Here is a 25,804-nt window from a genome sequence, read left to right as displayed (position 1 = left end):
GGCGTATCCCGTCGTCCGTCGGCTCTCGGGGTCGCCGGCGCCGAAGTCGAAGAGCTTTACGCCCTTCCCTTCGAGCTCGGCCCTGCGCTCTTCGAGGCGCACCAGCGGGTAGGCGCCCAAAGACTCGAGCACGGGGTTCAGGACCAGGGGGCTCTCTCGGCCTCGGGGCCTCTCTTGCGGCTCTTCATCTCTCCCTTACGTCGCGGCGGATTACCCCACGGAGTATATTCCAGGAGCCCGGGGTGCTTCCCGAGTGCGGTCGCCGGGTTTCGGACCCCGGGGGCGGGATACATAGCATAAGAGGGGCGCTCCAGCGCCCTTCTACGGTACGCCGAGCAGGAGGAGGTAGGTCTTGGACGACTTCTACTACGGGGAGGGCGGCCTCCGTTGCGAAGGCGTCGCCCTCGCGGAGATCTCGGAGAGCATCGGCTCCCCGACTTACGTCTACAGCTTCGCGGCCCTGGAGAGGGCCTACCGGGAGCTCGAGGAGGCGTTCTCGGGCCTCGACCACCTGGTCTGCTACGCGGTAAAGGCGAACGGGAACCTCTCGGTTCTGAGGACCCTGGCCTCCCTCGGGGCGGGGGCGGACATCGTCTCCGGCGGCGAGCTGTACCGGGCGATGAAGGCCGGGTTCGACCCGAAGAAGGTGGTCTTCGCCGGGGTCGGGAAGACGGAGGCCGAGATCATGGCGGCCCTCGGGGAGCGCATCCTGCTCTTCAACGTGGAGTCGGCCTCCGAGCTGGAGCGGCTCGAGGAGATCGCGGGGCGCTTCGGCAAGCGGGCGCGGGTCTCTTTGAGGGTCAACCCGGACGTCGACCCGGGGACGCACGCGCACATCTCCACCGGGCAGGGCGAGAGCAAGTTCGGCATCCCCATCGACGAGGCGCTCGTCCTCGCCGAGAAGATCGGGCGGTACAGGTGCGTGGACCTTATAGGGGTGCACCAGCACATAGGGTCCCAGATCACCAAGATCGCGCCGCACGCCGAGGCCATCGAGAAGAGCGCGGGCCTCGTCGAGGAGCTCAAGCGCCGCGGCTTCGACATCAGGTACTTCAACATCGGCGGGGGGTTGGGGATACGCTACAGGGACGAGGAGGTCCCGTCCCCGAAGGAGTACATCGACGCCATCCGGCCCTCCCTGGAGGCGACGGGCGCGAAGATACTGTGCGAGATGGGCCGCTACATCGCCGGTAACGCGGGCGTGCTGCTGACCCGCGTGGTCTACCGCAAGAAGAGCGGCGCCAAGAGCTTCCTCGTCGCCGACGCCGGCATGAACGACCTGCTGCGCCCCTCCCTCTACGACGCCCACCACGAGGTGCGCAGCGTGAAGGAGAACGGTTCGAGTTCCCTGAAGGCGGACCTGGTCGGGCCGGTCTGCGAGTCCGGCGACTACCTGGCCCGCGACCGCGAGCTCCCCGACGCCGCCGAGGGGGACCTGCTCGCCCTGATGGGGACGGGGGCCTACGGCTTCTCCATGGCCTCGAACTATAACTCCAGGCCGCGCGCCGCCGAGGTGATGGTCAAGGGCGACCGCTGGGCCGTCATCCGCGAGCGCGAGCACAACGCGGACCTGATCAAGGGCGAGGTCGTCCCGGCATTCCTGTAACGTCCCGGGCCTCGCCCCCGAGGTGCAGAGACGCCGGCTGGTCGGGGCATCCGAAGACCTCGGATGCCCCGACCAGCGCCGGTGCTACTGCCCTCCTCCTTCCAGCTGCTCCCTGCCCTGCTGTACGCCTTCCCTCGCCCGCTGTTCGGCCTCGCGGGCCCCTTCGCCCACGCGCCGCGTAACCTCCTGCTCCAACTGCGTTCGGCCCTTGTCGACCTCCTGCTCGACGCGCTGCCTGCCTCTGTCCACCTCTTCTTGCGCCCGCTGGCGGATCTCTTCTTCCACCCCTCCGCAAGCCGCCGCGCCCGACAACGGGACGAGGGCGACCACGAAGAGGACGAGGAGTTTTCTTCTCACGCCCGTCCTTCCTGCATAGAGGGACTACCTCAACGAAACCCTTACCCCCGCGCGGGCTCCCGAAACGCTCGCCCCCGCCGGCCCGCCGACGGGCCGAGCCCTGTTGTAGTCTCCCCGTACGGCCGGAGAACCGCGTTGCTCGTCGCTAAGGAGCTAAAGCTTTCGCGTCCGTGAGACGATAATCTCGGGTACGCGGCAAGGATCTTGTTGGAGGGAGCTGACTCTTTGGAGACGGGGCACGGGGCGGTAGAAGACGGGACCGTCAAGCTCTCCGAGGTGCTGTCGGCGCTCTCTTACGTGCTGGACATGGTCGAGGGGCAGCCCGCCGGGCACGTCCTGAGGTCCTGCTTTATCGGGATGAAGGTCGCCGAGAGGCTGCAGCTCACCGAGGAGGAGCGCTCGGCGCTGTTCTACGCCCTGCTGCTCAAGGACGCGGGGTGTTCCTCGAACTCCTCTAAGGTCGCCGCCCTCTTCGAGTCGGACGATTTCCGGGCGAAGAAGGCGCTGAAGACGTCCAACTGGAGCCGGTTGCCCAGGGCGGTCGTGTACGTGGCGCGGACCGTGAGCCCTGAGGGGTCGGTGTGGTCCAAGGCGCGGCGCTTCCTCGCGGTCGGCATGGAGGGTCCGAAGGCGGCGCGGAACCTCGTGGAGATACGGTGCGAGAGGGGGGCGGACATCTCGCGCTCCATGGGCTTCCCCGAGGAGACGGCCCGGGCCATCCGCGCCCTCGACGAGCACTGGAACGGCGCCGGCCACCCGGACGGCCTGAAGGGCGAGGAGATACCGCTGCTGGCGCGCATCTGCGGCCTCGCCCAGACCGTCGAGGTCTTCTACACCGCGTACGGGCCGACGAGCGCCGAGGAGATGGCCCGCACGCGCCGCGGGGAGTGGTTCGACCCCGCCCTCGTGGACGTCTTTCTGGCCGAGGCCCGGGCCGGCGGGCTGTGGGGGGCTCTGGGCGAGCCCGATCTGGCGCGCTCGATCTCCCTCATGGAGCCGGCCGACCGCGTCATCGCGGCGACGCCCGAGTGGCTGGACCTGACGGCCCACGCTTTCGCGAGGATCATAGACGCCAAGTCCCCGTTCACCTACCGCCACTCCGAGGGCGTCGCCCGCGCGGCGGCGAAGATCGGGGGGCACGTGGGCCTCTCCGAAGGGAAGGTGCGCGACCTGAAGAGGGCCGGTCTCCTGCACGACATCGGCAAGCTCGGGGTCTCGAACAGGATCCTGGACAAGCCCGGGCGGCTCACGAGCGACGAGTTCGCGAGGGTGAAGAGGCACCCGGGCCTCACCTACGAGGTTTTGACGCGGGTCGCCCCGTTTCGGGACATCGCCGACACGGCGGCCAACCACCACGAGAAGCTGGACGGCTCGGGCTACCACCGGGGGTTCGCCGGCGAGCACCTCTCGCGGTGCGACCGCATCCTGGCCGTCGCGGACATCTTCGACGCGCTCTCTCAGGACAGGCCCTACCGGGAGGCCATGCCGATGGAGAGGGTTCTGGAGATCATAGGCCGGGAGAGCGGGGAGAAGCTCTCCCCGGAGAGCGTGAAGGCGCTCGGGGAGCTCGTCTCGAAGGGGGAGCTCTAGGGTGAGCGGGGCGGAGCCGGCCCGGTCGGAGACCCTGGAGTACCTGAGGCACGCGACGGGCTACGACGCAGACGGCGTCTTGCAGGAGCTGGTCGACGACGTGCGGGGCATCTTCGGGGCGGACCTCTGCATCGTCCACCTCATGCTGCGGGACGGCATGTACTTTCGGGCCTGGTCGGGCCCGCTGCCGGAGGAGCTCGCGCAGTCCAAGATCATCCCCAGGGAGATGAGCATGTGCCCGCCGGTGGTCGAGGGGGCCTCCCCGCTCGTCGTCGAGGACCTCTCGGAGTCGGAGGGGTACAGGGACCACTTCGTCTGCAAGGTCGGCGGGATGCGCTTCTACGCCGGCACGCCGCTCTTGACCTCAGCGGGGACCGCCATCGGCACCCTCTGCCTCATGGACCACGAGCCCAAGGGCTTTACCGAGGACGGGCTCGAGACCTTGCAGGCGTTCGGCAGGGCGGTGGCCGGGAGGCTCGAGACGCTCGGGGCCCTCGGGCGCGAGCGGGCGCTGGGGGAGGAGGAGGCGCGGCGCGGCCGGGAGCTCCGGCGGGTGCTGGACTCCTCGACGGACATCATAACGACCGTGGGGCTGGACGGGGTCTTCCGCGCGGTGAACCGGGCCTGCCGCACGGTCGTCGGTTACGAGCCGGAGGAGCTCGTCGGGAGGCTCCACACCGACCTCGTGCACCCGACGGACCTCGCGCGCGTCCGGGAGGCCACCGGGGTGCTCTCCCGCGGAGAGCCCGTCGTCGGGTTCCAGGGCCGCTACCTCCGCAAGGACGGTGGGGTGGCCTGGGTCGAGTGGAACGCGACGGCGATCCCCGAGGAGGGCGTCTTCTACTGCGTGGCCCGCGACGTGAGCGAGCGCAAGAGGGCCGAGGAGGAGCTGCGCCACGGGCTGGAGCTTCTGGCCGCGACCATGAGCTCCCTCGGCGAGGGGGTGTACACGGTGGACGGGGACGGGCGCATCACCTCCCTCAACCCCGCGGCGGAGCGCATGCTCGGCTGGTCGGAGGCGGAGCTTCTCGGCAGGGACATGCACGAGACCGTCCACTACCGGCGCGCCGACGGGAGCCCCCTGCCCGCCGAGGAGTGCCCGCTGCTGGAGGTGCTCCGTTCGGGCGAGGTCCGTCGCGGCGACGGGGATTCGTTTGTGCGGAGGGACGGGACGTCGTTCCCGGTCTCCTACACGTCCTCGCCCATCGAGAGGGACGGGGAGGTAGGGGGCGCGGTCGTCGCGTTCAGCGACGATACCGAGCGCAGGCGTGCCGAGGACGAGCTCCGGCGCCAGATGGACCTGTACGAGACCCTGCTCGAGGCCCAGAGCGCCGTGGGCGAGGGGCTCGTGATCCTGGAGGGCCGCAGGATCGTCTACGCGAACGACGCCTTCTGCCGCATCAGCGGCTACGCCCCCGGGGAGCTCCGGGAGCTCCCCTCGCTCTTCGAGCTGATCCCGGAGGAGCGCCGGCGGGACGCCCAGGAGAGGCTCCAACGGCGCCTGATCGGCGAGAGGTACGAGAGCCACCTGGAGACCGTCCTGCTCCACAAGAGCGGCCGGCGGGTCGACCTTGAGGTGGGGGCCAAGCTGCTGCGCGAAGACGCGCCCCGCCTGATCGTGGTGGCCCGCGACATAAGCGAGCGCAAGGAGGCGGAGCGGCGCCTGCAGGCTCAGTTCGCCGTGACCTGTGCGCTGGAGGAGGCCGCGACGCTGGAGGAGGCGTCCCCCGAGATCCTGCGGGCGGTCTGCGAGAACCTCGGCTGGACGGTCGGCGGACTCTGGGAGGTCGACGGGCGGGCCGACGGGCTGCGCTACGCGCAGACGTGGCATGTGCCGCTGGCCGGGGGGCGGACGACGGGTTGGAGGGCTTCGTCCGGGGTTCGCGGGATGCCGTCCTCCGCCGCGGCGAGGATCTGCCCGGCCGCGTGTGGGCGAGCGGCGAGCCGGCCTGCACGTCCGACGCCGGAGAGGGCGCTAGCTCCCCTCGGGCACGCCTGGCGGGAGGGCGGGGCTGCGCGAGGCGGTCGCGATCCCCATCCTGTTGCGGGGAGAGGTCGTGGGGTGATGGAGTTTTTCGGCCGCGAGGCCCGGGAGGCGGACGGGGCCTTGCTCGAGACGCTGGGCGCCATAGGGATACAGACGGGACAATTTATGGAGCGCAGGGAGGCCGAGGAGACCCTGCGCTCCAGCGAGGAGCGGTTCCGGGGGACCTTCGAGCAGGCCGCCGTGGGGGTCGCGCACGTCGGCACGGACGGCCGGTGGCTTAGGGTCAACCAGAAGCTCTGCGAGATCCTCGGCTACGGGCGCGAGGAGCTTCTGGGGAGGGACTTCGGGAGCCTGACCCACCCCGACGACCTCGGGCAGGACCTGGACGGGCTCGGGCGCCTGCTCTCGGGCGAGGCGGAGACCTACGTTAGGGAGAAGCGCTACCTCCGTGGAGACGGCTCCGCCGCCTGGGTCAACCTGACCGTCTCGCTCCTGCGGGGGCCCTCCGGGGAGCCCGAGTACTTTATCTCCGTCATCGAGGACGTCACCGGGCGCAAGCTCACGGAGGACGCGCTGCGGCGGGCCGAGGAGAAGTATCGCGGGATCTTCGAGAACGCCGTCGAGGGCATCTTCCAGGCCTCCACGGACTGGCGGCTCCTCACCGTGAACCCGGCGATGGCGCGCATCTACGGCTGCGGCTCGCCGGGGGAGATGATCTCGGGTTTCTCAGACGCGGGGAGGCTGTTCGGCGACCCGCAGAGGCGGGCCGAGCTGGAGCGATCGGTGCGCGAGCACGGCTCCGTGGCGAACTTCGAGGTACGGGTCTACCGCAAGGACGGCGGCGAGATCCGGGTCTCGGCCAACGTCCGCGCGCAAGGCCCTGGAGGAGCGCCTGGAGCACCAGGCCTTCCACGACGCCCTGACCGGCCTGCCCAACCGCGCCCTCTTCCTCGACCGTCTCGCCCACGCCCTCGCCCGCACCGACCGGCGCGACGACTCCGTCGCGGTGCTCTTCCTCGACCTCGACGGCTTCAAGAACGTCAACGACTCCCTCGGGCACGAGGTGGGGGACGGGCTGCTCGTGGCGGCGGCGGAGCGCATCGAGGCGAGCGTGCGGCTCGGCGACACGGTGGCGCGCCTCGGCGGCGACGAGTTCACGGTCCTGCTGGAGGACGTGACGGGGGTCGGGGAGGCGATCGGGGTCGCGGATCGCATAGCGGCGAAGCTCTCCAGCCCGTTCGAGCTCGCCGGGGAGGAGGTGCTCGTCACGAGCAGCGTCGGCATCTCCGTCAGCGCCACCGCCCACGACCGGCCGGAGGACCTGATGCGCGAGGCGGACCTCGCCATGTATCGGGCCAAGGAGACCGGCAAGGCGCACCACAGGGTCTTCGAGGAGAACATGGGGGCGGAGGCCCGCGACCGCCTGAAGCTGGCGGGCGATCTCCGGCGGGCGATCGACGGGGACGAGTTCAGGATCTACTACCAGCCCCTCGTGGTGCTGGACGGGGAGAGGCGGGTCGCGGGAATGGAGGCGCTGCTCCGCTGGGAGCACCCGGACCGCGGGCTGCTCGTGCCGTCCCAGTTTCTGCCGGTGGCCGAGGAGACGGGGCTCATCCTCCCCATCGGGATGTGGGTCCTGGAGGAGGCCTGCGAGCAGGCCAACGCCTGGCGCAAGGAATGGCCGGAGGGACCGCCGCCGATGCTCTGCGTGAACCTCTCGGCGAAGCAGATGCAGGCCCCCGACCTCGTCGAAGACGTCTCCCGGATCCTCGCGAGGACGGGCCTGCCCCCGGAGTGCCTGGACCTCGAGATCACGGGCGACGCGCTCGCCGGCGACGGGGGCGCGCTCGCCTCCCGCCTGCGGGAGCTGAAGGCCCTGGGCGTGAAGCTGACGGTCGACGACCTCGGGGGGCAGGACGCCTCGCTCTCCCTCCCCAGGCGTCTCCCGGTCGACTTTCTCAAGATAGACCGCTCCGTCATCGACGGGCTGGGCCGGAACCCGGAGGACGCGGCCGTCACCTCCGCGTTTATCGACCTCGCCGACGCCTTCGGCGTCACGGTCATAGCGGAGGGCATCGAGAACGCCGAGCAGATCTCGCGCCTCCGGGAGATGGGGTGCAAGCTCGGACAGGGCTACCACTTCTCCCCCCCGGTCCCGGTCCCGGAAGTCCCGTGGCTTCGGGCGCTACGGGGCGCCTAGCCCCCTACCGGTCCCCGGACCCCTTCCTCTAGAGCGTTCGGGCTCAGGCGCGCCTGTTGCGGGCGCTGGAGCGGGCGCCCCCGCGGCGGTTCGTGAGCAGGAGGGTGAGCCTCGGACGGCCGCGGGCCAGGGAGTTGTCCAGGGAGAAGGCCTTCGCGGCAGGGCTCAGGAGGATGACCAGCGAGATCAGGGCGACCAGCAGGTTGATGTTCAGAAACTCGGGGGCGCCGAGCCCCGTCCCCAGCCGGGGGCCGCCGGCGGAGAAGAGGAGCGCGAGGCTGAGGAAGATGCTGCCGAGGGCCGCGGGGTTGGTGAGGAGCCCGAGGACGAGGGCGAGCCCGAGGAACAGCTCCCCGAAGCGCGAGAGCTGCGCGAAGAGCTCGGCGTTCGGGACGACGAAGCTGCGCATGATCTCCTGAAACCACGGGGGCGCCGCCGCGATGAACCCCCCCGCGTCGAGGCTCGCGGCGAACTGCTGGGGGAAGCTCGGGCTCAGAAGCTTCTCCAGCGCCCCGTTGAGCCAGACGGCCCCGATCAGGATCCTCACCCACGCCATGCTGTTCACCTTGTGTGCCTCCCGGAAGAAGGTACGGTTCGGCCCGTATTCTACGCATGCTCGCAAGACTCGGCCCACGAAACATTACGTCCGCAACATACATACCTATTTTGTCGAATCGTGTATAGACTCCCGTTGTTGCGTGAAAACCGAGGTCCGGAGAGGGAGGAGCGCGTTTTGGCCGAAGAGCAGTTGTCGCGGGCGAGGTTTATGCGGCTGAGTGCGGCGCTGGGCGTGGGTGCGGCGAGTGCGTCGGTGCTCGCCGCCTGCGGTGGCGGCGGGGGCGAACAGGGCGGCTCCGGCGGTGGGGCCTCGCAACAGGCCACCGACTCGGGCGCCACCGGGGGGGTAGAGGGCGCGACGCAGGCCTCCGGCGAGACCGCCGCCGAGACGACGGCGCAGCAGCAGGGTTCGCAGGCCGGCGCCATCGCCAGCGAGAGCGAGGTCGCCACCGGGGCGGCGACGGAGTTTACGGACTCCGCGGGGCAGCCGGCGGTGCTTGTTCACCTGGACAACGGCGATTTCGTCGCCTACTCGGCCGTCTGCACCCACGCCCAGTGCACGGTCGCGTACAACAACGGCCAGCTCGCCTGCCCCTGTCACGGGTCGGTCTTCGACCCGGCCAACGGCGCCTCGGTCGTGAACGGCCCCGCGAACACGCCCCTGCCGGAGATCCCGGTCGAGGTACGCGACGGACAGGTCTTCACGGCCTAGAAGGACCACTTCTTCGCCCCCGGTGCACGGCAGGAAGCCGCCGGAACGCGCGGTCCGGCCGGTGTGCCGGGGGCCTCGCTCTGCGGGAGCGGGCCCCCACCGATGGCTGTCGGCTACGGGCTAAAGTAGAATGCGGGCATGGACCCCATGGAGGGCAGAGAAGAGCGAATAGGGCTCGGTGGGGCGGCGGCGATTCTCGGCCGGTCGCCGAGCACGGTGCGCCGGTACGTCGCGGAGGGCCGCCTGCACGCCGAGCGCGGCGTACGGGGCGGCTACAGCCTGCTCTTGCGCGAGGTCGAGGAGCTCTCGCGCGTCCTGGGCGGCAACGGCGCCGAAGGGGCTGTCGAGGAAGAGGAGGTCTTCGAGGGCGAGGTCCTCGGGGACGACTTCCCCTACGGCGAGGAGACCTCGTCGCGCCTGCCGGCGGTGCCGTTCGAGCGGTACGAGCGGCTTTTGCAACAGGGCCAGGACTACAAGACGCGCCTCGAAGAGCGCAGCCGCCAGATCGAGGAGGTCCGCAAAGAGCGGGACGCCGCGCGCACGGAGATCGATCGCTTGTGGACCGAGATCGAGCGGCTCAACCTGATCGAGTACCAGCGCGAGCTCCAGGAGAAGACGATCTCGACGCTGGAGGAGGAGAAGGCGAGGCTCGAGGAGGAGCGCGAGCGCCTCATCAGGGAGCGCGTGGAGATCGTCGAGGAGAAGTCCGCCATCTCCGAGGAGCGCACCCGCCTGGAGGCCGAGATCCAGGTTCTCAAGAACCGCGGCTTCTGGGCCCGCCTCTTCGGCGGCTGACTCTCCCGTCGACCCCGGCCGATGGGGCCCTTTGCTGCTAAAGTCCGTCCGCGTGGAGCCTGCCGACACTAAAACCCTGCTCTTACGGGCTCACGGGCTGGCGCTGCTGCGCGGCGTCGTCGACTCCCCTGCGGTCCGGGAGGGGCTGGTCCTGCTCGAGCTGCTGCAGAAAGACGGCCCGGACCCGGCGGTCGTGGCGGAGGTCTGCGGCCGGTGGTGGCGGGAGATCGCGGAGGCGCCCGAGCACCTGCTCCCCGACGCGTGGCGGTCCTACCTCGTCCATCGCATCCTCGAAGACGAGAACCCCTTCTCGCTGGGGGCCGAGCGGGGGGAGCTCGCACCCACGCTCCTGGAGCAGGCCCGCCGGGAGCTTGGGGTGTTGCGGGCGCTCTTCGGGTTCGGGGCGGAGGCGCTGCTCGGCGCCGTCGAGGGGCGGCGCCGGAGCTCGCGGGGCTGTGGACGGCGCCCGGGTTCGAGCCGACGCCCGGTCCCTCGCCCCGGCGCGAGGTGGCCCGGTCCCTCGCCGACGCTCGGGACTGGGGCGGGCAGGCCGGGGGTCTCGCGGAGTTCTTCTCCCGCCACGGGGCGGGTGCCTTCGGGCGCCACGCGGCGTTTCGCTGGCGCGACGGGGGGCTCTCGGCGGTGCCGCGGCCGGACCCCACGCGGCTCGCTGGGCTCGTGGGCTACGAGCGGGAGCGGGGGCCCCTGATCTCGAACACCGAGCGGTTCGTCGCCGGGCTGCCGGCGCACCACGCCCTGCTCTACGGTCCGCCCGGCACCGGCAAATCCTCGACCGTCAAGGCGATAGCGAACGAGTACGCCGACAGGGGGCTGAAGGTCGTCGAGGTCGCCAAGGAGGATCTGCGCGAGCTGCCGCTGGTGCTCGACGTGTTGCGCAACCGGGGGCCGCGCTTCGTCCTCTTCGTGGACGACCTCTCCTTCGAGGAGCACGAGGTCGAGTACAAGGCCCTGAAGGCGCTCCTGGAGGGGAGCATCGAGGAGCCGCCGCCCAACGTCCGCGTCTACGCCACCTCGAACCGCCGGAACCTGATCCGGGAGAACTTCTCCGACCGCGGGGAGCTCGGCGACGACGTCCACGCCCGCGACACCATGCAAGAGAAGCTCTCCCTCTCCGCCCGCTTCGGCCTGCGCCTGACCTTCGCCGCCCCCGACCAGAGGCGCTACCTGGAGATCGTCGCGGGGCTGGCCGGGGAGCGGGGCATAAAGATGCCGGAAGACGAGCTCCAGGAGCGCGCCCTCCTCTGGGACCGCTGGCACGCCGGAAGGAGCGGGCGCACCGCGAGGCAGTTCGTGGACGAGCTTGAGGCGGAGCTCGGCCGCTAGAGGAGCAGCTCTCCCTCGCAGACGTACTCGGCGGGGCCCGTCATGTAGACCGGCTGCTGTGCGCCCTCCCAGCTTATCTCGACCGAGCCGCCGTCCAGGATCAGGCGCACGGGGCTCGTCACCAAGCCGCGCGAGATCGCCGCTACGGCCGTCGCGCACGAGCCGGAGCCCGAGGCGAGGGTCTCGCCGGCGCCGCGCTCCCAGATCCTCATCCTGAGCTGTTCCAGAGACCGTGGATACGCGAACTCGACGTTCGTCCCTTCGGGAAGGTGGGGTCACGCTCGATCCCTGGTCCCACGTCTCGGAGGTCAAGCGCGTCTACCTCGGCCTCGCTGTCCAGGAAGGCGACGGCGTGCGGGTTGCCCATCGAGACGCGCGAGAAGCGGAAGCCGCGCAGCTCGGCGTCCTCCCGAGGGACGGGGGCCCATGTCCACCCGCGAGGAGCCGTCCTCGAAGAGGATGACCTTCTTCGCGCCGGCGCCGGTGTCCATCGTGAGGGCGTCGCCGTCCAGGATCTCGTAGTCCCGGGCGTAGCGGGCGAGGCAGCGGAGGCCGTTGCCGCACATCTCGGAGGGGGAGCCGTCCGAGTTGAGGTAGACCATCTTCAGGTCCGCGGAGTCCGAGGGCGCCGGGATCAGCAACCCGTCCGCGCCGACGCCGAAGTGGCGGTCGCAGACCTTGCGGGCGAGGGCGCCAAGGTCCTCCACTTCCTCGACCTCGCCCGGGTCGAGGATGATGAAGTCGTTGCCGGCGCCGTGCATCTTTGTGAAGTGCAAGTCTCGCTAACGTCCTCTTCGGGCTCCCATGTCTCCCGCAGTTTACCGCCTTTGATCTCTCTTACCTCTACGCCTCCTCTCGAGCGATGAGGGAGCCTCGACCCCTCCCGGCGTTCACACGTCAGCGCATCAGAGCCACCCACGCGAGCTCCTTGCTCTCGCGTCGCGGCCCGGTATGGCCGCACGTCAGACAACGGGCCCTGTAGCCGCGGTCGGTGGGGATCATGGCCAGCATCGTCGGCCAATGATCGCATGAGACAGGATGAACTATCTGAACTGTATTTGTTTTCACAGTGGTCAACCTACCCCATACCGGGGGTCGTAAGACGCCGCGGGGAGGTTCGAGCAAGAATTGCACCGAAGTGTGCAGGCGGGGTACATACCATCGAGCAAGCGTGAGAAGCGTCGCGGTATGTAGGATTCGGGTAAGACAGCGTTCCTGCCGCGATCTGGCGAGGTCGCGGCAGGAGAGCATAATCGGCCAGCGGGGCCACGGGGAAGATCCCGATCGGTACGGTTCGGGCCTGGTTTGCCGGGTGCCGGGAGAGGAGAGGGAGCGATGGGGGAGCACGGCGAGGTTTGTCTGCAGGAGGAGGTCGGTCGCCTGTGGGACCTCGGGCTCCCGAGGACGAGATAGCCCGCAGGATGGAGGTGGACCCCGGTTGGGTGTCGAGCGTGGTGGCGATGATCTCGCCCAAAGGCTCGCGCGGCGGGAGCGAGAACGGCTAGAGAGACGGGTTTCCGGACGGGCTTGTACCCCTTCGGAAGAGGCCCCAGATGTACGTACTCGGGTAAATGCCGTTGGGAAACGGGTTGGATAGCCGTATGTTTCTTGGGTGAAATCTGCCCGTTCGACATATCGTAGGAGACGTCTCGGGGCGCTGTTCGTCGCTACCGCCGCGGTCTTTGCCCTGTACACGGGGACCGGGGCCGGCGCCGGGACGCAGCCCGTCCGGTACACCGTCTCGCCCGGCGACACGCTCTGGGACATCGCCGTCGCCCACACCCCGTCCCGCGAGGACCCGAGGCCCGTCGTGGAGATCATCAAGGAGGCCAACGACCTTTCGGGGACCAGGATCCACCCGGGCATGACCCTGGAGCTGCCCCCGGTCGAGTAGGGGCCCGGAGTCCCGGGCCCCGCTTCTACCCCTCGCTACTCTTCGTAACGGCCGCCGAGGTGCCTTGCGAGGAACCTTTCGGCGGCGGCGTAGAACTCGAGGCGGTTCTCGGGCCTCGCGAAGCCGTGCCCCTCGTCCTCGAAGAGCATGTACTCGTGGTCTATCCCCTTCTCGCGCATCGCGGCGACGACCTGCTCGGCCTCGGCCTGCTTGACGCGCGGGTCGTTCGCGCCCTGGGCGACGAGCATCGGGATCTGGATGCGATCGACAAAGAAGAGCGGGGAGCGGCTCTTGAGGAACTCCTCCTCCGTCTCCGGGTTGCCGACCCGCTCGTGGAAGATCGAGAGGAGCGGCTTCCAGTACGGCGGGACGCTTTGGATGAGCGTGATCAGGTTGCTCGGACCCACGATGTCCACGGCGCAGCGGAAGATCTCCGGGGTGAACGTGGCGCCAACGAGTGCTGCGTAGCCGCCGTAGGAGCCCCCGTAGATCGCGACGCGCTCCCCGTCGGCGACGCCCTCGTCCACGGCCCAACGGACCGCGTCCACGAGATCGTCGTGCATCTTGGCGGCCCACTCCTTGTTGCCGGCGTTGAGGAAGTCCTTGCCGTAGCCGGTCGAGCCGCGGAAGTTGACCTGGAGGCAGGCGTAGCCCCGGTTGGCGAGCCACTGGGCCTCGGGGTCGTAGCCCCACCCGTCGCGCGCCCACGGACCCCCGTGCACGTTGAGCACCATCGGCATCGGTCGCTCCGGGTCCCCGGGCGGCAGGGTGAGGTAGCCCTCTATTACCAGGCCGTCGCGGGAGGTGAAGGAGATGGGCTCCATGCGGGCGAGGACATACCCGGCGAGGTCCGGGCGGGCGTCGAGGAGGTGTGTGCCCGTACGGGAGCTCCGGTCGTAGGAGTAGTAGGAGGCGCCGCCGTCGTCGGCGGTGAACGCGACGATCCAGCGCTCGTCGGCGCGGTCGCGGCTCGTCACGGCGAAGTCACCGCGGTTCAGGCCCTTTATCGCCTCGAAGTCTTCCCGGATGGCGTCGTCGAGGACCACCCACTCGGTGCGGGCGCGCTCGACGGCGGCGGCCTGGGCCTCGCGCGTCTCGGGGTGGATCATCACGTCGCCGACGTCGTAGCGCGGGTCCTCGACGAGCACCTCCGTCTCGCCGCTCGCCGGGTCGAGGACGACGAGCCGGGCGGCGTTCGCCCCGCGCGAGTCGAAGAGGTACATCCCCTCTCCGCCGGGCGTGAACCCGACCGGGCCGCTCGTCAGGGCGTCCTCCTTCCCCCAGCTTACGGCCTCCTGCCAGTCTCCTTGCGCGCTGTCGCGCAGGAGCAGGATGGAGCCGCCCTCGGGGGTGGACGTCACCGCGCCGCGCACCTCGAAGTCGTGGTCGGCGACCCAGCCGACGACGTTGCCGGGGTTCTTCGCGACCATCTCGAGCTCGCCCGTGCTCAGGGTCAGCTTGTACGCGTCGTGGAGCTCGGGGCTCTCCTTGTTGAGGCCCACGAGCAGCGCGTCCGGGAAGCGCCGGCTCCTCTCGATGGGCTGGGCCTGCACCCCTCGAACGGGGTCAGGTCGCGGTCCTCGCCGCTCGTCGGGTCGACGGCGTGCAGGCGCCAGTTCTCGTCCCCCCGCTGTCCTGGAGGTAGAGCACGTGGCGGTTGTCCTCCGCCCAGAAGTACACGCGGATGCCGCGGACCTCGTCCCTCGTCACCGGGACGAACTCATCGTCGCCGACGGGGCATCGGCGGGCCCGACGTAGACGTTCAGGACGCCGTTCAGGGGGCAAGGTAGGCGAGGCGGGTCCCGTCCGGGCTCAGGCGCGGCTGCGCCTTCTCGGGGTTGCCGAAGAGCGTCTCGCGCGGGATGAGGGGCGGCATGGAGGTCCTGGTATCGGTCATCTCTTCCTCTCTCTCGTGGCGTCGCGCAGGAGTTTAGCGCGAGTTCTCCCAACAGGAAGCGTAGATAAGATACGGACGCAGGGACTGCCCCGAGGACGGGGACTGGCGCGGAGGCGTGCTAGCCGGCGTCGAGGACGTCGGACATGGAGTAGAGGCCGGGTCCGGCGGTAGCGGCGAACTTCGCCGCACGCATGGCGCCGTCGGCGAAGGTGCGGCGGGAGAGGGCGCGGTGGACCACCTCGACCTCCTCGCCGCCGGAGTAGAAGATCAGGCGGTGCTCCCCGACGACGGCCCCGCCCCGGAGGGCGTGGATGCCGATCTCGCCCTCGGAACGAGGCGCCATCCCCTCACGCCCGTACACGGCGACCTCGTCGAGGTCCTGCCCGCGACCCTCGGCGGCGGCCCGTGCCAGAAAGAGCGCCGTCCCAGAGGGGGCGTCCTTCTTGTTGCGGTGGTGCGTCTCGACGACCTCGAGGTCGTAGCCCCGAAGCTTGGCGGCCATCTCCTCGATGACCTCGCGGAGGAGGTTGACCCCGACGCTCATGTTCGGGGCGAGGACGATGGGGACGGCCCCCGCCGCCTCCTCGACGCGGGAGTGGTCCTGCGCGGAGAGCCCCGTCGTGCCGATGACATGAGGCTTGCCGTAGGAGAGGTGCTCCACGGTCGCCTCCGGGGTGGTGAACTCGACGAGGACGTCGGCCTCCCCGGGCGGGTCTTCGGTGGCGGTGACGCCTATTCTGCCGGCGCCCGCGAGCTCGCCGAGGTCGGCGCCGAGCTCGGGTGCCTCGGGCTCGACGGTACCCCGACGAGCTCCACCCCTTCGGTCTCCAGGGCGGCGCGGCAGAGCTCGCGGCCCATGCGCCCCGCCGCCCCGATCACGGCTACGCGGACGGCGTCCGCCACGGCCCTAGAGGACCTCTTCGGGGTGGGGAGGAGGTGGGGGACGGTCTCCATGACCTCGCGTAGCTTCGCAAGATTATCGTCGGCGAGCGGGACCATGGGGAGGCGCATCTCGTCGGAGCAGAGGCCGAGCAGGGAGGCGGCGGCCTTGACGGGGATCGGGTTCGTCTCCACGAAGAGCGCCCGGAAGAGGGGGAGAAGCTCGTAGTGGAGCTCGCGGCCGCGCTCGAAGTCGCCGTTCAGGAGCGCCGCCACCATCTCCGAGACGGCGGCGGGGGCGACGTTGGAGGCGACGGAGATCACGCCGTTGCCACCCAGGGACATGATGGGCAGGGTGAGGGAGTCGTCGCCGGAGAGGATGGCGAACTCCTCGCCGCAGAGGCGGCGTACGTCGCTCGCCATGTCCATGGAGTGGGTCGCCTCTTTAGTTCCCACGATGTTCGGCACCTCGGCGAGGCGGGCCGTGGTCTCGGCGCTTACCGTCACGCCGGTGCGGCCGGGGATGTTGTAGAGGACGAGGGGGAGGCTCGTATTCTCGGCGATGGCGGCGAAGTGGCGGTAGAGGCCCTCCTGGGTCGGCTTGTTGTAGTAGGGGGCGACCTGAAGCGAGCCGTCGGCGCCGGCCTCCTCGGCCATCTTGGTGTACTTAATCGCCATATCCGTGGAGTTGGAACCGGTGCCGGCGATCACGGCGACGCGTCCGGCGGCGACGCGCACGACGGTCTCGATGACGAGCCGGTCCTCCGCCTCGGAGAGGGCTGGGGTCTCGGCGGTGGTGCCGCAGGGGACGAGGCCCGAGACTCCTCCCTTGATCTGGAACTCGACCAGCCCCTCGAGGGCCTCGACGTCGACCTCCCCGTTCCTGAACGGGGTGATGAGGGCCGTGAACGCGCCGCTAAACATCTCTCTCCTCCATTCCTTCGAGCTCGAAGTCCTCGTGCAGGATCCGAACGGCCTCTTCCACCCTCTCGGCGGGCAACACGCAGGTTACCTGTATCTCCGAGGTCGAGACCATCCTTATGGGTATCCCCGCCTTCCCCAGGGAAGCGAACATCCTCGCCGCGTAGCCGGGCCGGTTGAGCATCCCCGTCCCCACGACGCTGACCTTGCCGAGCTCCTCCTCGCCCTCGACCTCGCCGCCCAGAGAGCCCGCGACCTCGCCGGCGAGCCTGAGGGCGTCGCGGTAGTCCCCGCGGCCGACGGTGAAGGCGATGTCCGAGGCCCCTTCTTTGGGGGCGCTCTCCACGATGACGTCGACGGAGACCCCGCTCTCGGCCAGGGGCGTGAAGACGCGGCTCATCGTGCCGGGGCCGGTCCTGATGCCGGTGAGGGTTATGCGGGAGACGTCGAGGTCGTGGACGATGCCTGCCAGGGTCTCGCGGGTCTCCAGACGCTCCAAGTTGCTGCCCTCCCTGATGACGGTACCCGGCTCCTCGGAGAAGGAGCTCCTGACGTGTATCTCGACGCCGTACAGCGCCCCGAGCTCGACGGCCCTGGGATGCATGACCTTCGCCCCGCGCCACGCCATCTCGGCCATCTCCGCCGGGGAGATGAGCGGGATGCGCCGGGCGCTCGGGACGATGCGCGGGTCGGCGGTAAAGACGCCGGTGACGTCCGTGTAGATCTCGCACCGCTCGGCGTACAGGGCCGCGGCGAGCGCGACGGCCGTCGTGTCCGAGCCGCCGCGTCCTAGGGTAACGACGTCGCCGACGGCGTTCATCCCCTGAAAACCCGCGACGATGACGACCTGCCCCTCGTCGAGGAGCTTCTTCATCCTCTCGGTCCTTATGGTCGAGATGACGCCGGAGCCGTAGCGGCCGCTCGTCTCCATCCCGGCCTGGGGGCCGGTGAGCGAGGTGGCGGCCACCCCACGGTCGTGCAGCGCCATCGCAAGGAGCGCGACGGACTGGCGCTCGCCGGTCGAGAGGAGCTGGTCGATCTCGCGCGGCGAGGGCTCGCTGGAGACCTCGTTCGCGAGTGCTAAGAGCCTGTCCGTGGTCTTGCCCATGGCGGAGACGACCACGACGAGACCATGCCCCGCCTCGCGGGCTTTTCTGACCCGCTCCGCTACCGCCTTTATGTGCTCGGCCGTCGCGACCGAGCTGCCGCCGTACTTCTGGACAACGATGCCCAAGGACGCCACCTCCGATCTCGCCATAGCCTAACGCAACGGGGCAAGGACTGTCAGCACCTCTCCCGCAGGTTCAAGAGCGTAACCCGGCCGCAACGCCCCACGCAGAGTGGATCTACTCCACAGCAGAACGTCGCCGCAAGGGGGTCTGGAAAGCAAGAAAGCCAGCTCAGACAAACTGTTACCGAAAAACGCACCTTTCTGTTACCGGGACGTAATGTCACATCCGCATCATGCTCGTCATTGGGGCCGACGGGGCTTCCGGGGACGAGAGGAGAACGGTCGTGGCGAACAGGCTTGCGGTTCTGACGGCGGCGGCAGCAGCGATGATGGCGATAGCGGTCCCCGCCTATGCGCAGGAGGGGGCCCCGTCGCAGGCGGCGCAGGGCGCGGGTGAGGCCCAGTACCAGATCGAGCAGCCCTCCACCGGGGCGGCCTCGGTGACCGGCGAGGTGGTCGAGCGGGGCGGATATTTTTACGTCGTGGATGGCGCAACGAGCAAGGAGTACGTGCTCAACGGTGCCGAGGGCCTGTTCGCCCCGTTCGAGGGCGAGGTCGCAACGGTCTACGGCACGGCCGATTGCACCGTCGCGATCTGCTCGCTCGAGGTGGAGGGGGTCAGGGGGCTCGAGGAGGAGGCCACGATCGTCGGCGAGGTCGTGGAGATCGGGGGCTGGCAGCACCTCGTCGACGACGCGACGGGCACCGAGTACTACCTCGTGGGCAGCTTCGACAGCGTCGAAGAGGCGGAGGGCCTCGCCGGCGAAAGGGTCGAGGCGACCGGGGTGACCCAGTGCTTCACCGACGGCCCCGCGTACGGCTGCACCCTCGCGTTCTCCTCCATCGAGCTCGTCGAGGAGACCGGTTCCTCCGAGCAGGAGATCGTCCCGGCGGGCGGTCAGGGCGTCGACCAGGCCACCGACGCCGCCGAAGTCGCTGCCTCCGAGCAGGATACGCTGCCCGCTACCGGTAGCGGAGAGGGCATCGTCTCCTCCGCGGCGAAGATCCTCCCCTCCACGGGCGGCATCCTCCCGATCGCGGGCCTGGCCGGGCTCCTGATCCTCGCCGGCGGCCTCGTGACCCGCGGCATTCTCAACCGCTAAGGACGATCACACGCGTCAAGGCGAGGGGGCCGGTCCGACCGGCCCCCTCGCCTTTTGCGCTCCAGAAGCCGGGCGACCGCCCGCTTCGCTTCTGGCGGAGCTTTGAGGAGAACTTTTCAACCCCTGGACGCGGGGCCGTCGGGCTCGATGGGGTAGACGAGCGGGGGGAGGACGGCGTCGGGGTCACCGCCCAAGCGTGTGATCCCCTCGCCCCCGACGATCCCGTGCAGGTGCGACTGCACGGCGAAGACGGCCCGATCCTCGACGCCGCTGCCCAATGCTTCGAGGAGCGGCAGGTGCTCCGAGGCGACGTCGGCGAGGTCGCCGTAGGTGGCATCGTCGAGGGAGAGGGCCATCCGGACGAGCCCGCTCAGGGAGTGGAAGACGGAGGAGAGGTAGCGGTTCCCCGCCGCGGCGCACAGCTCCTCGTGGAAGCGGACCTCGGCGTCGACGACGCCCACGAGGTCGCCCTCCCGCGCGGCGCGCTCCATCTCCCCGACGAGGGCTTGCAGGGGCTCGAGGGAGGCGTTCTCTCGCACGATGAGGCGCGCGGCGAGGCTCTCTATGGCGCCGAGCAGGTTGTAGATGTCGGCGAAGTCGCGGGCGGTGAACTCGCGGACGAAGGTGCCGTAGCGCGGCTTCTCGACGACGAGCTGCTCCTCCACGAGCCGCTTGAGCGCCTCCCTCACGGGCGCCCGGCTGACGCCCATCTCCTCGGCGAGCCGCGTCTCCACGAGCCGGTCGCCCGGCCCGAACTCGCCCCGGATGATCGAACCGCGAACCGCTTCGTACGCCCCATCCGCCAGAGAACCGAGCTTCAGCCGCCCCAACCGGGGCCTCCCGCCCGCGCCCCCGTCGGCGACATCGTTCCGCATCACGCCTCCTGCCCTTCCTCGACCGCCCCAGTATGCCCCATCTCTACCCCGTCGCCCTCCCCTTGATCGTCGACGATCGACTGTATATTATTGCGGCTGGGCCGGGAAAGCGAGTCGGGAGAAGCTTATGGACGTCATGCACGGTCTCGAGGGGAGCGGGGCAGGGAGGGGCTCGCGGGGCGGAGAACCTGCTCTTGCACTTCACGCCCTTCGCCGAGGACTGGGCGAAGCTGCCGGTGATCGTCTCCGGCGAGGGTTGCTACGTGACGGACGACAGGGGGCGTTCGTACGTGGACGGGCTCGCGGGTCTGTTCACGACGCAGGTCGGGCACGGGCGTTCGGAGCTTGCGGAGGTCGCCGCCAGGCAGATGAAGGAGCTCGGGTTCTTTCCTAATTGGAGCTTCCAGCACCCGCGGTCGCTGGAGCTGGCCCAGAAGCTCGCGGAGGTCGCGCCGGGGGACCTGAACAGCGCGTTCTTCGTATCGAGCGGCTCGGAGGCCGTCGAGACCGTCATAAAGCTCGCGCGCCAGTTTCACAAGGCCAACGGCGAGCCGGGGCGGTACAAGATCATCTCGCGGGACGTGGCGTACCACGGGACGACGATGGGCGCGCTCTCGGTGACGGGGCTGCCGAGCTTCAAGGCCCCGTTCGAGCCGCTGCCGGCGGGTTTCTTTCACGTCAGGAACACGCAGCAGGACCCGGAGGGTGCCGCGGACGCGATCGAGGCGATGATCGAGACGGAGGGCTCGGACCAGATAGCAGCCGTCATCCTGGAGCCGGTGCAGAACGCGGGCGGATGCCTCGTGCCGCCGCCGGACTACTGGCGGCGGGTGCGCGAGATCTGCGACCGGCATGGGGTCCTGCTCGTCTCGGACGCCGTGATCTGCGCCTTCGGGCGCCTCGGCGAGTGGTTCGGCATCGAGCGCTTCGGCGTCGTGCCGGACATGACCTCCTTCGCCAAGGGCGTCACGAGCGGCTACTCGCCGATGGGCGGCGTCATGGTGAGCGACAGGATGGTCGACGTCCTGAGGCGCAACGCCCCGATGTTCTCGCACGGCTCGACCTTCGGGGGACATCCGGTCTCCAGCGCGGTCGCTCTGGAGAACATGAGGATCATAGAGCGCGAGGGGCTCTTGCAGAACGTCCACGCCCTCGAGGGCCACTTCGGGGACGAGCTGAAGCGGATGGCGGAGTCTCACCCCATCGTCAAGGACGTCAGGGGGATGGGCTTCTTCTGGGCGGTCGAGGTCAACCCCGAGAGGGCGGACGGGACGCCCCTCACGGGCGACGAGTACCAGCGGTACTTCAAGGGCGTCCTCAGCAAGGCGCTCCTGGAGAACGGGCTCGTGTGCCGCTTCGACGACAAGGAGGACCCGGTCATCCAGTACTCCCCGGCGCTCGTGGCCGACAGGGAGATTCTCAGCAGGATCGCGGAGATCACGGACAAGGCGCTCACCGAGCTGGAACGGGAGCTGGGCTACCGGAGCTGAGCCGTTGAGCGCCACCCATGACGTGGTCGTGATCGGGGCGGGCCTCTCCGGCCTCGTCGCCGCCCGCGAGCTCGCGGGTAAGGGCCTCGACGTCGTGGTGCTCGAAGCCCGGAGCCGCCCCGGCGGCCGGACGCACACGACGGCGGTCGGGGGCGTCACCGTCGACCTCGGCGGCGAGTGGGTGGACGACGCGCACGGGGAGATGAAGCGCCTCGTCGCTGAGCTGGGGCTGGGGCTCGTCCCCGCCGCGCGGCGCAAGGAGGAGTCCCTGTGGAGCATCGGGGGACGCACGACGGGGGAGATGCCGCTCTCGGACCGCGACCGCGCCGTGTACCGCAGGATGCACGAGGCCCTCGGGGAGGCGGCAGATGGCGTGGACCCGGAGGCGCCCTGGAAGGGTGCCCCGGGGGATCATGACCCCAGCGTCGAGGCGTGGCTCAGGGCCGATGGGATGAGCGAGGGCGGCCTGCACGCCGTCGAGACGCTCCTTTCTACGTGTGGGTCCACCGTGCCGCTTGCCCGGATGTCGTTCTACTCGTACGCCGTGAAGGTGGCGACGCGCGGCGGCCCCGGCAAGGGGAACGAGTACCGGGTCGAGGGCGGGGCCGGGCGGGTCGCCGAGGGGCTCGCGGAGGGTCTCGGCGAGCGGGTGCGCTACTCCTCGCCGGTCGTGGGGCTCCGTCAGGACGGCGGGGTCGAGGTACGGTACGGGGTCGCCGACGCGCTCCGGACGCTCCGGGCGGGGAGGGCGGTGCTCGCGCTCCCGTTCACGCTCTACGGGGGCATCCGGTTCGACCCGCCCCTGCCGCCCCCACTGCGGGAGCTCGCCTCCGGGGAGTGCTACGGCGTGGTGCGCAAGATGGCCTTCGTCTACGACGGACCGGTCGAGGCACCGGCGCTGGCGGTCACCGACACGCCCCTGGGTTACCTGTGGACGGTCCGCGGCCCCGGGGGGGAGACCGGCGTCGTCTCCTTCGCCGGGGGACGCCCGCTGGAGGCCGAGCTACGTCTCCCGGGGGAGGAGCGCGAGCGGAGGGCCGTGGCGTTGTTGCGGGGGATGTTCGGTCTCCCCGAGCCGGGGACGGTGACGGAGGCGGCCTGGTCCGAGGACGCATGGTCCCGGGGCAGCTACTTTATAGCCGGGCCCGGGGACGCGGTGCGCCTCGGCGCCGCGGGGAGGTCCTTCGGGCTCTTGCACCTCGCGGGGCGGAGGCCGTGGCGGCGGCGCCGAGCTTCATGAACAGCGCCGTGAAGGGCGGGCTGAGGGCTGCCCGGGAGGTGGCGGCGGAGCTGTCCGGAAGGGGGCTCCCGTGTCGTAGGCGTCATGCGGGTGGGACTCTTTTGCGGGTTTTCTTGGGAGAGGAGAGTGGCAAATTGGAGAGCGTGAGGGCCCCGGAGACGGGGGAGAAGGGACTCAAGAGCAACGCCATAGGTTTCGGTGAGGCCCTGATCATCGGGATCGCCTCGACCGCGCCGGCGTATTCCCTGGCCGCGGTGATAGGGCTCGTCGTCGTCACCGTGGGGGCGCAGACGCCGGCGGTGCTGCTGGCGTCGTTCGTGCCGATGTTCTTTATCGCGGCGGCGTTCTACTACATGAACCGCGTGGATCAGGACGCCGGCACGACGTTCTCGTGGGTGACGAGGGCGATGGGGCCGTACGTGGGCTGGATGGGCGGCTGGGCCGTCAGCGTGACCGGCATCCTCGTGATCGGCTCCCTCGCCGACGTCGCGAGCCGCTACACGTTCCTGCTCTTCGGGTTGGACGGGGCGGCGGAGTCCAAGGGGGCCGTGACCGCGCTCGCCGTGGTCTACATCGCGCTGATGACGCTCGTGTGCGTGCTCGGGATAGAGCTCTCGGCGAGGTTGCAGGACGTCCTGATCGTCGCGCAGGTCGGGGCGCTGCTGCTCTTCGCCGTCGTGGCGCTCTACAGGGTCTTCTCGGGGGTGCGCCGGAGACCTCGATCTCGCCCGAAGCCTCCTGGTTCTCGCCGTTCGCCATCACGGACTCGACGGCCCTGATCGGGGGGCTCTTGATCGGGGTGTTCATCTACTGGGGCTGGGAGAGCTCGGTGAACCTCACGGAGGAGACGCAGGACGGGGCGACGAGCTCCGGCAAGGCCGCCGTCGCCAGCACGGTCATCCTGCTCGTCACCTACGTCGCCGTCGCGACCGCCGTGGTCGCCTTCGCGGGCCTCGGGACGGTGGAGGAGTTCGCCGACGACGATGCCATCCTCTCGACCGTCGCCACCGGCGTCCTGGGTTCTCCCTGGGACAAGATCGTGGTGCTCGCCGTCCTCACCTCCGCCCTCGCTTCGACGCAGACGACCATCCTGCCGGCCTCGCGCACCTCGCTCTCGATGGCGTTCGCCGGGGCAATGCCGCGGTCCCTCGCCAACGTCCACCCGCGCTACCTGACGCCGCACGTCGCGACGATCGCGATCGCCGTGCTCGCGACGGCCTGGTACGTGCCGCTCAACATCTTCTCGGAGAACTTCCTCTACGACACGGTCGCCGCCCTGAGCCTCATGATCGCCTTCTACTACTCCCTCACGGGGTTCGCGTGCGTCCTCTACTTCCGCAAGGAGCTCTTCAAGAGCGCGAAGAACTTCTTGTTTATCGGGGTCGCTCCGCTGCTCGGGGCCACCCTGCTCGCCTACCTGTTCTTCCGGTCCCTGGTGGACCTTTCCGACCCCGGCGCCTCCTACACCGGCGGCTCCATCTTCGGCCTCGGCCTCCCGCTCGTCGTGGGCCTCGGGTTCCTGCTTCTCGGCGCCGTCCTCATGGTCGTGTGGCGCGTGATGGGCAACGAGCGGTTCTTCGGCCGCCGACCGGAGACCGTCGACCCGGAGGTCGCGGCCGGCAGGACCCGGGTCCCCGAGACCGTCGGCGCCCCGCCGGAGAAGGGCTAGGCGGGGATGAGCGGGAACAACGGGCGCATGGACGTCATCAACCCGGCGACGGGGGAGACCATCGAGGAGGTCCCCGTCTCCTCCGCCGCCGAGCTCGACACCGCCGTCGCCGCGGCGCGGCACGGCTTCGGGGAGTGGAGGGGGGTCTCGGGTCTGGAACGGGCCGAGATCTTCCACGAGGTCTCGCGGACCCTGCGGGAGGCCGCCGACGAGCTCGCGACGCTGATGACGCACGAGGGCGGCAAGCCCTACGTCGAGAATCACGACGAGGTGGGGTGGACGACGGCCTGCTTCGACTACTACGGCGAGCTCGCGCGCGACTCCGTCGGTTACCTGCCCGCCCCGATAGAGCCTCAGCAGCTTGCCCTCGTCGTCAGGGAGCCGGTGGGGGTCGTCGCGTGCATCGTGCCGTGGAACTACCCGCTGCTGCTCGCGGCCTGGAAGCTCGCGCCCGCCCTCGCCGCCGGGAACGCCGTCGTCCTCAAGCCCTCCGAGGAGACGCCGCTCGCAACGCGCCGGATGCACGCCCTGATCTCCGGCCTCCTCCCCGAAGGGCTCCTGGGCGCGGTCTACGGGGCCGGGGAGGTGGGGGAGGCGCTGGTTCGCCACCCCGGCGTGGACATGGTCGCGTTCACCGGGAGCCAGGAGACGGGACGGAAGGTCGGGATGATCGCGGCGGAGCGCCTGATGCGCGCGAACCTGGAGCTCGGGGGGAAGGACCCGTTTATCGTCTGCGACGACGTGGACGTGGAGGTCGCTGCCCAGGGGGCGGTGTGGGCCGCGTGCCTGAACGCGGGCCAGGTCTGCACCTCGGCCGAGCGGTTCTACGTGATGAAGCCTATAGCCGACGACTTCGTCGAGGCCGCGAGGAGCTTCGTCGAGGGGCTGAAGATCGGGGACCCTATGGACCCCACGACCGACGTCGGCCCGCTCATAAACGAGGGGGGGCGCGGCAAGGTCGAGCGTCACGTCGGCGAGGCGGTGAGGGATGGCGCGAGGATCGTCGCGGGCGGCGAGCGCTGGGGCGAGCGGGGCTTCTTCTACAAGCCGACCGTGCTCTCCGGCGTCGGGCCCTCGATGAGGGTGATGCGCGACGAGACGTTCGGGCCGGTGGTGCCCGTCGTCGAGGTCGGGAGCCTGGACGAGGCCATCGAGGCGGCGAACTCCGTGCCGTACGGGCTCGGGGCGAACGTTTATACGAGGGACTTCGAGAAGATGCTCCGGTGCATGCGCGGCATCCGGGCGGGCACCGTCTGGATCAACGACCCCCTCACCGACAACGACGCCGCCCCGTTCGGCGGCTACGGCGGGAGCGGCATCGGGCGCGAGCTCGGCCGCGAGGGCCTCGAAGCCTTCCAGGAGACGAAGCACGTACACATCGACCCCAGGGTAGAGAAGAAGGAGTGGTGGTATCCCTACGGGCGCGACGACGAGCCCGGGAGGAGGACGATCTAGC

At 69.8% G+C, this 25,804-nt stretch carries 24 protein-coding genes and 3 pseudogenes; 15 read left to right on the top strand and 12 right to left on the bottom strand.

Annotation, left to right across the window (positions count from 1 at the left end; all coding sequences use genetic code 11):
- Window positions 1–352 precede the first annotated feature (352 nt).
- A complete protein-coding gene (gene lysA, locus GBA65_RS21025) occupies window positions 353–1,606 on the top strand; it encodes a diaminopimelate decarboxylase (protein ID WP_166398197.1) in 1,254 nt (417 codons plus the stop codon).
- 84 nt (window positions 1,607–1,690) lie between these two features.
- Here lysA and GBA65_RS21020 read toward each other — a convergent pair whose 3' ends face one another.
- Entirely contained in the window at window positions 1,691–1,963 is a 273-nt protein-coding gene (locus tag GBA65_RS21020) for a hypothetical protein (RefSeq protein WP_166398196.1), read from the bottom strand.
- 225 nt (window positions 1,964–2,188) lie between these two features.
- Here GBA65_RS21020 and GBA65_RS21015 point away from each other — a divergent pair, with 225 nt between their 5' ends.
- The 3 genes and pseudogenes from GBA65_RS21015 (at window position 2,189) to GBA65_RS20980 (ending at window position 7,740) form a co-directional block, all read left to right on the top strand.
- Window positions 2,189–3,553 carry an HD-GYP domain-containing protein gene (locus GBA65_RS21015; protein ID WP_166398195.1) on the top strand — a complete coding sequence of 455 codons (1,365 nt, stop codon included), beginning with the start codon at window positions 2,189–2,191 and terminating at the stop codon, window positions 3,551–3,553.
- Window position 3,554: 1 nt separating this feature from the next.
- Window positions 3,555–6,350, top strand: a pseudogene (locus GBA65_RS26935) (PAS domain S-box protein); the annotation flags it as partial.
- Between the two features lie 70 nt (window positions 6,351–6,420).
- Window positions 6,421–7,740 (top strand): putative bifunctional diguanylate cyclase/phosphodiesterase, encoded by a 1,320-nt coding sequence (locus GBA65_RS20980; protein WP_323127106.1) that lies wholly within the window; start codon window positions 6,421–6,423, stop codon window positions 7,738–7,740.
- Window positions 7,741–7,783: 43 nt separating this feature from the next.
- Here GBA65_RS20980 and GBA65_RS20975 read toward each other — a convergent pair whose 3' ends face one another.
- Complete coding sequence (locus tag GBA65_RS20975; protein ID WP_228282022.1) at window positions 7,784–8,296, bottom strand: DoxX family membrane protein; 513 nt, start codon at window positions 8,294–8,296, stop codon at window positions 7,784–7,786.
- Between the two features lie 177 nt (window positions 8,297–8,473).
- On the opposite strand from GBA65_RS20975, the gene GBA65_RS20970 reads away from it, so the two are divergent.
- Both GBA65_RS20970 and GBA65_RS20965 read left to right on the top strand, forming a co-directional pair.
- Window positions 8,474–9,010 (top strand): QcrA and Rieske domain-containing protein, encoded by a 537-nt coding sequence (locus GBA65_RS20970; RefSeq protein WP_207956005.1) that lies wholly within the window; start codon window positions 8,474–8,476, stop codon window positions 9,008–9,010.
- A 138-nt stretch (window positions 9,011–9,148) separates the two neighbouring features.
- A complete protein-coding gene (locus GBA65_RS20965) occupies window positions 9,149–9,805 on the top strand; it encodes a MerR family transcriptional regulator (protein WP_166398190.1) in 657 nt (218 codons plus the stop codon).
- 82 nt (window positions 9,806–9,887) lie between these two features.
- Here GBA65_RS20965 and GBA65_RS20960 read toward each other — a convergent pair whose 3' ends face one another.
- Complete coding sequence (locus GBA65_RS20960) at window positions 9,888–10,088, bottom strand: hypothetical protein (protein WP_166398189.1); 201 nt, start codon at window positions 10,086–10,088, stop codon at window positions 9,888–9,890.
- 224 nt (window positions 10,089–10,312) lie between these two features.
- On the opposite strand from GBA65_RS20960, the gene GBA65_RS20955 reads away from it, so the two are divergent.
- Window positions 10,313–11,149, top strand: a complete 837-nt coding sequence (locus tag GBA65_RS20955; RefSeq protein ID WP_166398188.1) for an ATP-binding protein — start codon at window positions 10,313–10,315, stop codon at window positions 11,147–11,149.
- Here the strand turns inward: GBA65_RS20955 and GBA65_RS23810 are convergent.
- Window positions 11,146–11,361 (bottom strand): diaminopimelate epimerase, encoded by a 216-nt coding sequence (locus GBA65_RS23810; protein WP_407691030.1) that lies wholly within the window; start codon window positions 11,359–11,361, stop codon window positions 11,146–11,148. The two genes, GBA65_RS20955 and GBA65_RS23810, sit on opposite strands and share 4 nt — an antisense overlap.
- 96 nt (window positions 11,362–11,457) lie before the next feature.
- A complete protein-coding gene (gene dapF, locus GBA65_RS23805) occupies window positions 11,458–11,925 on the bottom strand; it encodes a diaminopimelate epimerase (protein ID WP_207956004.1) in 468 nt (155 codons plus the stop codon).
- Window positions 11,926–12,531: 606 nt separating this feature from the next.
- Here dapF and GBA65_RS25660 point away from each other — a divergent pair.
- Both GBA65_RS25660 and GBA65_RS20945 read left to right on the top strand, forming a co-directional pair.
- Window positions 12,532–12,654, top strand: coding sequence for a hypothetical protein (locus GBA65_RS25660; protein WP_266096530.1), 123 nt, complete (start codon window positions 12,532–12,534; stop codon window positions 12,652–12,654).
- 107 nt (window positions 12,655–12,761) lie between these two features.
- A complete protein-coding gene (locus tag GBA65_RS20945) occupies window positions 12,762–13,043 on the top strand; it encodes a LysM peptidoglycan-binding domain-containing protein (RefSeq protein ID WP_166398187.1) in 282 nt (93 codons plus the stop codon).
- 35 nt (window positions 13,044–13,078) lie between these two features.
- Here the strand turns inward: GBA65_RS20945 and GBA65_RS20940 are convergent, their stop codons facing one another.
- The 6 genes and pseudogenes from GBA65_RS20940 to GBA65_RS20925 form a co-directional block, all read right to left on the bottom strand.
- Window positions 13,079–14,596: an alpha/beta hydrolase family protein gene (locus GBA65_RS20940; protein WP_207956003.1), complete on the bottom strand. Its 1,518-nt coding sequence runs from the start codon at window positions 14,594–14,596 to the stop codon at window positions 13,079–13,081.
- Window positions 14,597–14,609: 13 nt separating this feature from the next.
- Window positions 14,610–14,753: a hypothetical protein gene (locus tag GBA65_RS23800; RefSeq protein WP_207956002.1), complete on the bottom strand. Its 144-nt coding sequence runs from the start codon at window positions 14,751–14,753 to the stop codon at window positions 14,610–14,612.
- A gap of 64 nt (window positions 14,754–14,817) precedes the next feature.
- Window positions 14,818–14,940, bottom strand: coding sequence for a hypothetical protein (locus GBA65_RS25655; protein WP_266096529.1), 123 nt, complete (start codon window positions 14,938–14,940; stop codon window positions 14,818–14,820).
- A gap of 118 nt (window positions 14,941–15,058) precedes the next feature.
- Window positions 15,059–15,798 (bottom strand): annotated as a pseudogene (gene dapB / locus GBA65_RS20935) (4-hydroxy-tetrahydrodipicolinate reductase).
- A gap of 90 nt (window positions 15,799–15,888) precedes the next feature.
- Window positions 15,889–16,743: pseudogene (gene dapA / locus GBA65_RS20930) on the bottom strand (4-hydroxy-tetrahydrodipicolinate synthase); the annotation flags it as partial.
- Window positions 16,736–17,974: an aspartate kinase gene (locus GBA65_RS20925; RefSeq protein ID WP_166398186.1), complete on the bottom strand. Its 1,239-nt coding sequence runs from the start codon at window positions 17,972–17,974 to the stop codon at window positions 16,736–16,738. The gene GBA65_RS20925 and the pseudogene dapA, both read right to left, overlap by 8 nt.
- Before the next feature lie 281 nt (window positions 17,975–18,255).
- Here GBA65_RS20925 and GBA65_RS20920 point away from each other — a divergent pair, with 281 nt between their 5' ends.
- A complete protein-coding gene (locus GBA65_RS20920; protein ID WP_166398185.1) occupies window positions 18,256–19,074 on the top strand; it encodes a hypothetical protein in 819 nt (272 codons plus the stop codon).
- A 116-nt stretch (window positions 19,075–19,190) separates the two neighbouring features.
- On the opposite strand, the gene GBA65_RS20915 is transcribed toward GBA65_RS20920, so the two are convergent.
- Window positions 19,191–19,949 (bottom strand): GntR family transcriptional regulator, encoded by a 759-nt coding sequence (locus GBA65_RS20915; RefSeq protein WP_228282021.1) that lies wholly within the window; start codon window positions 19,947–19,949, stop codon window positions 19,191–19,193.
- A gap of 194 nt (window positions 19,950–20,143) precedes the next feature.
- Between GBA65_RS20915 and GBA65_RS20910 the strand changes: the two genes are divergently transcribed.
- The 5 genes from GBA65_RS20910 (at window position 20,144) to GBA65_RS20895 (ending at window position 25,803) form a co-directional block, all read left to right on the top strand.
- Entirely contained in the window at window positions 20,144–21,439 is a 1,296-nt protein-coding gene (locus GBA65_RS20910; protein WP_407691029.1) for an aspartate aminotransferase family protein, read from the top strand.
- Between the two features lie 4 nt (window positions 21,440–21,443).
- Window positions 21,444–22,679 carry a flavin monoamine oxidase family protein gene (locus tag GBA65_RS20905; protein WP_166398182.1) on the top strand — a complete coding sequence of 412 codons (1,236 nt, stop codon included), beginning with the start codon at window positions 21,444–21,446 and terminating at the stop codon, window positions 22,677–22,679.
- A gap of 143 nt (window positions 22,680–22,822) precedes the next feature.
- A complete protein-coding gene (locus GBA65_RS25650) occupies window positions 22,823–23,458 on the top strand; it encodes an amino acid permease (RefSeq protein WP_266096616.1) in 636 nt (211 codons plus the stop codon).
- Window positions 23,459–23,469: 11 nt separating this feature from the next.
- Window positions 23,470–24,348: an APC family permease gene (locus tag GBA65_RS25645; protein ID WP_207956394.1), complete on the top strand. Its 879-nt coding sequence runs from the start codon at window positions 23,470–23,472 to the stop codon at window positions 24,346–24,348.
- Between the two features lie 6 nt (window positions 24,349–24,354).
- Entirely contained in the window at window positions 24,355–25,803 is a 1,449-nt protein-coding gene (locus GBA65_RS20895; RefSeq protein ID WP_166398181.1) for an aldehyde dehydrogenase family protein, read from the top strand.
- The last annotated feature ends 1 nt before the right edge of the window (window position 25,804 follow it).

Source organism: Rubrobacter marinus (assembly GCF_011492965.1).
GTDB classification, from domain to species: Bacteria; Actinomycetota; Rubrobacteria; order Rubrobacterales; family Rubrobacteraceae; genus Rubrobacter_F; species Rubrobacter_F marinus.
The sequence above is the reverse complement of the archived record's forward strand: the minus strand, read 5'-3'. Positions and strand labels throughout refer to the sequence as shown.

Coding starts and splice junctions, on each gene's coding strand:
- GBA65_RS20975 (WP_228282022.1), bottom strand. CDS start 8,296: ATGGCGTGGGTGAGGATCCTGATCGGGGCCGTCTGGCTCAACGGGGCG.
- GBA65_RS20965 (WP_166398190.1), top strand. CDS start 9,149: ATGGACCCCATGGAGGGCAGAGAAGAGCGAATAGGGCTCGGTGGGGCG.
- GBA65_RS20895 (WP_166398181.1), top strand. CDS start 24,355: ATGAGCGGGAACAACGGGCGCATGGACGTCATCAACCCGGCGACGGGG.
- GBA65_RS23810 (WP_407691030.1), bottom strand. CDS start 11,361: ATGAGGATCTGGGAGCGCGGCGCCGGCGAGACCCTCGCCTCGGGCTCC.
- GBA65_RS20915 (WP_228282021.1), bottom strand. CDS start 19,949: ATGCGGAACGATGTCGCCGACGGGGGCGCGGGCGGGAGGCCCCGGTTG.
- GBA65_RS20960 (WP_166398189.1), bottom strand. CDS start 10,088: ATGGACGAGGTAGGACCGCCACGCGTCGGGGAGCAGGTGCTCGGGCGC.
- GBA65_RS25655 (WP_266096529.1), bottom strand. CDS start 14,940: ATGACCGATACCAGGACCTCCATGCCGCCCCTCATCCCGCGCGAGACG.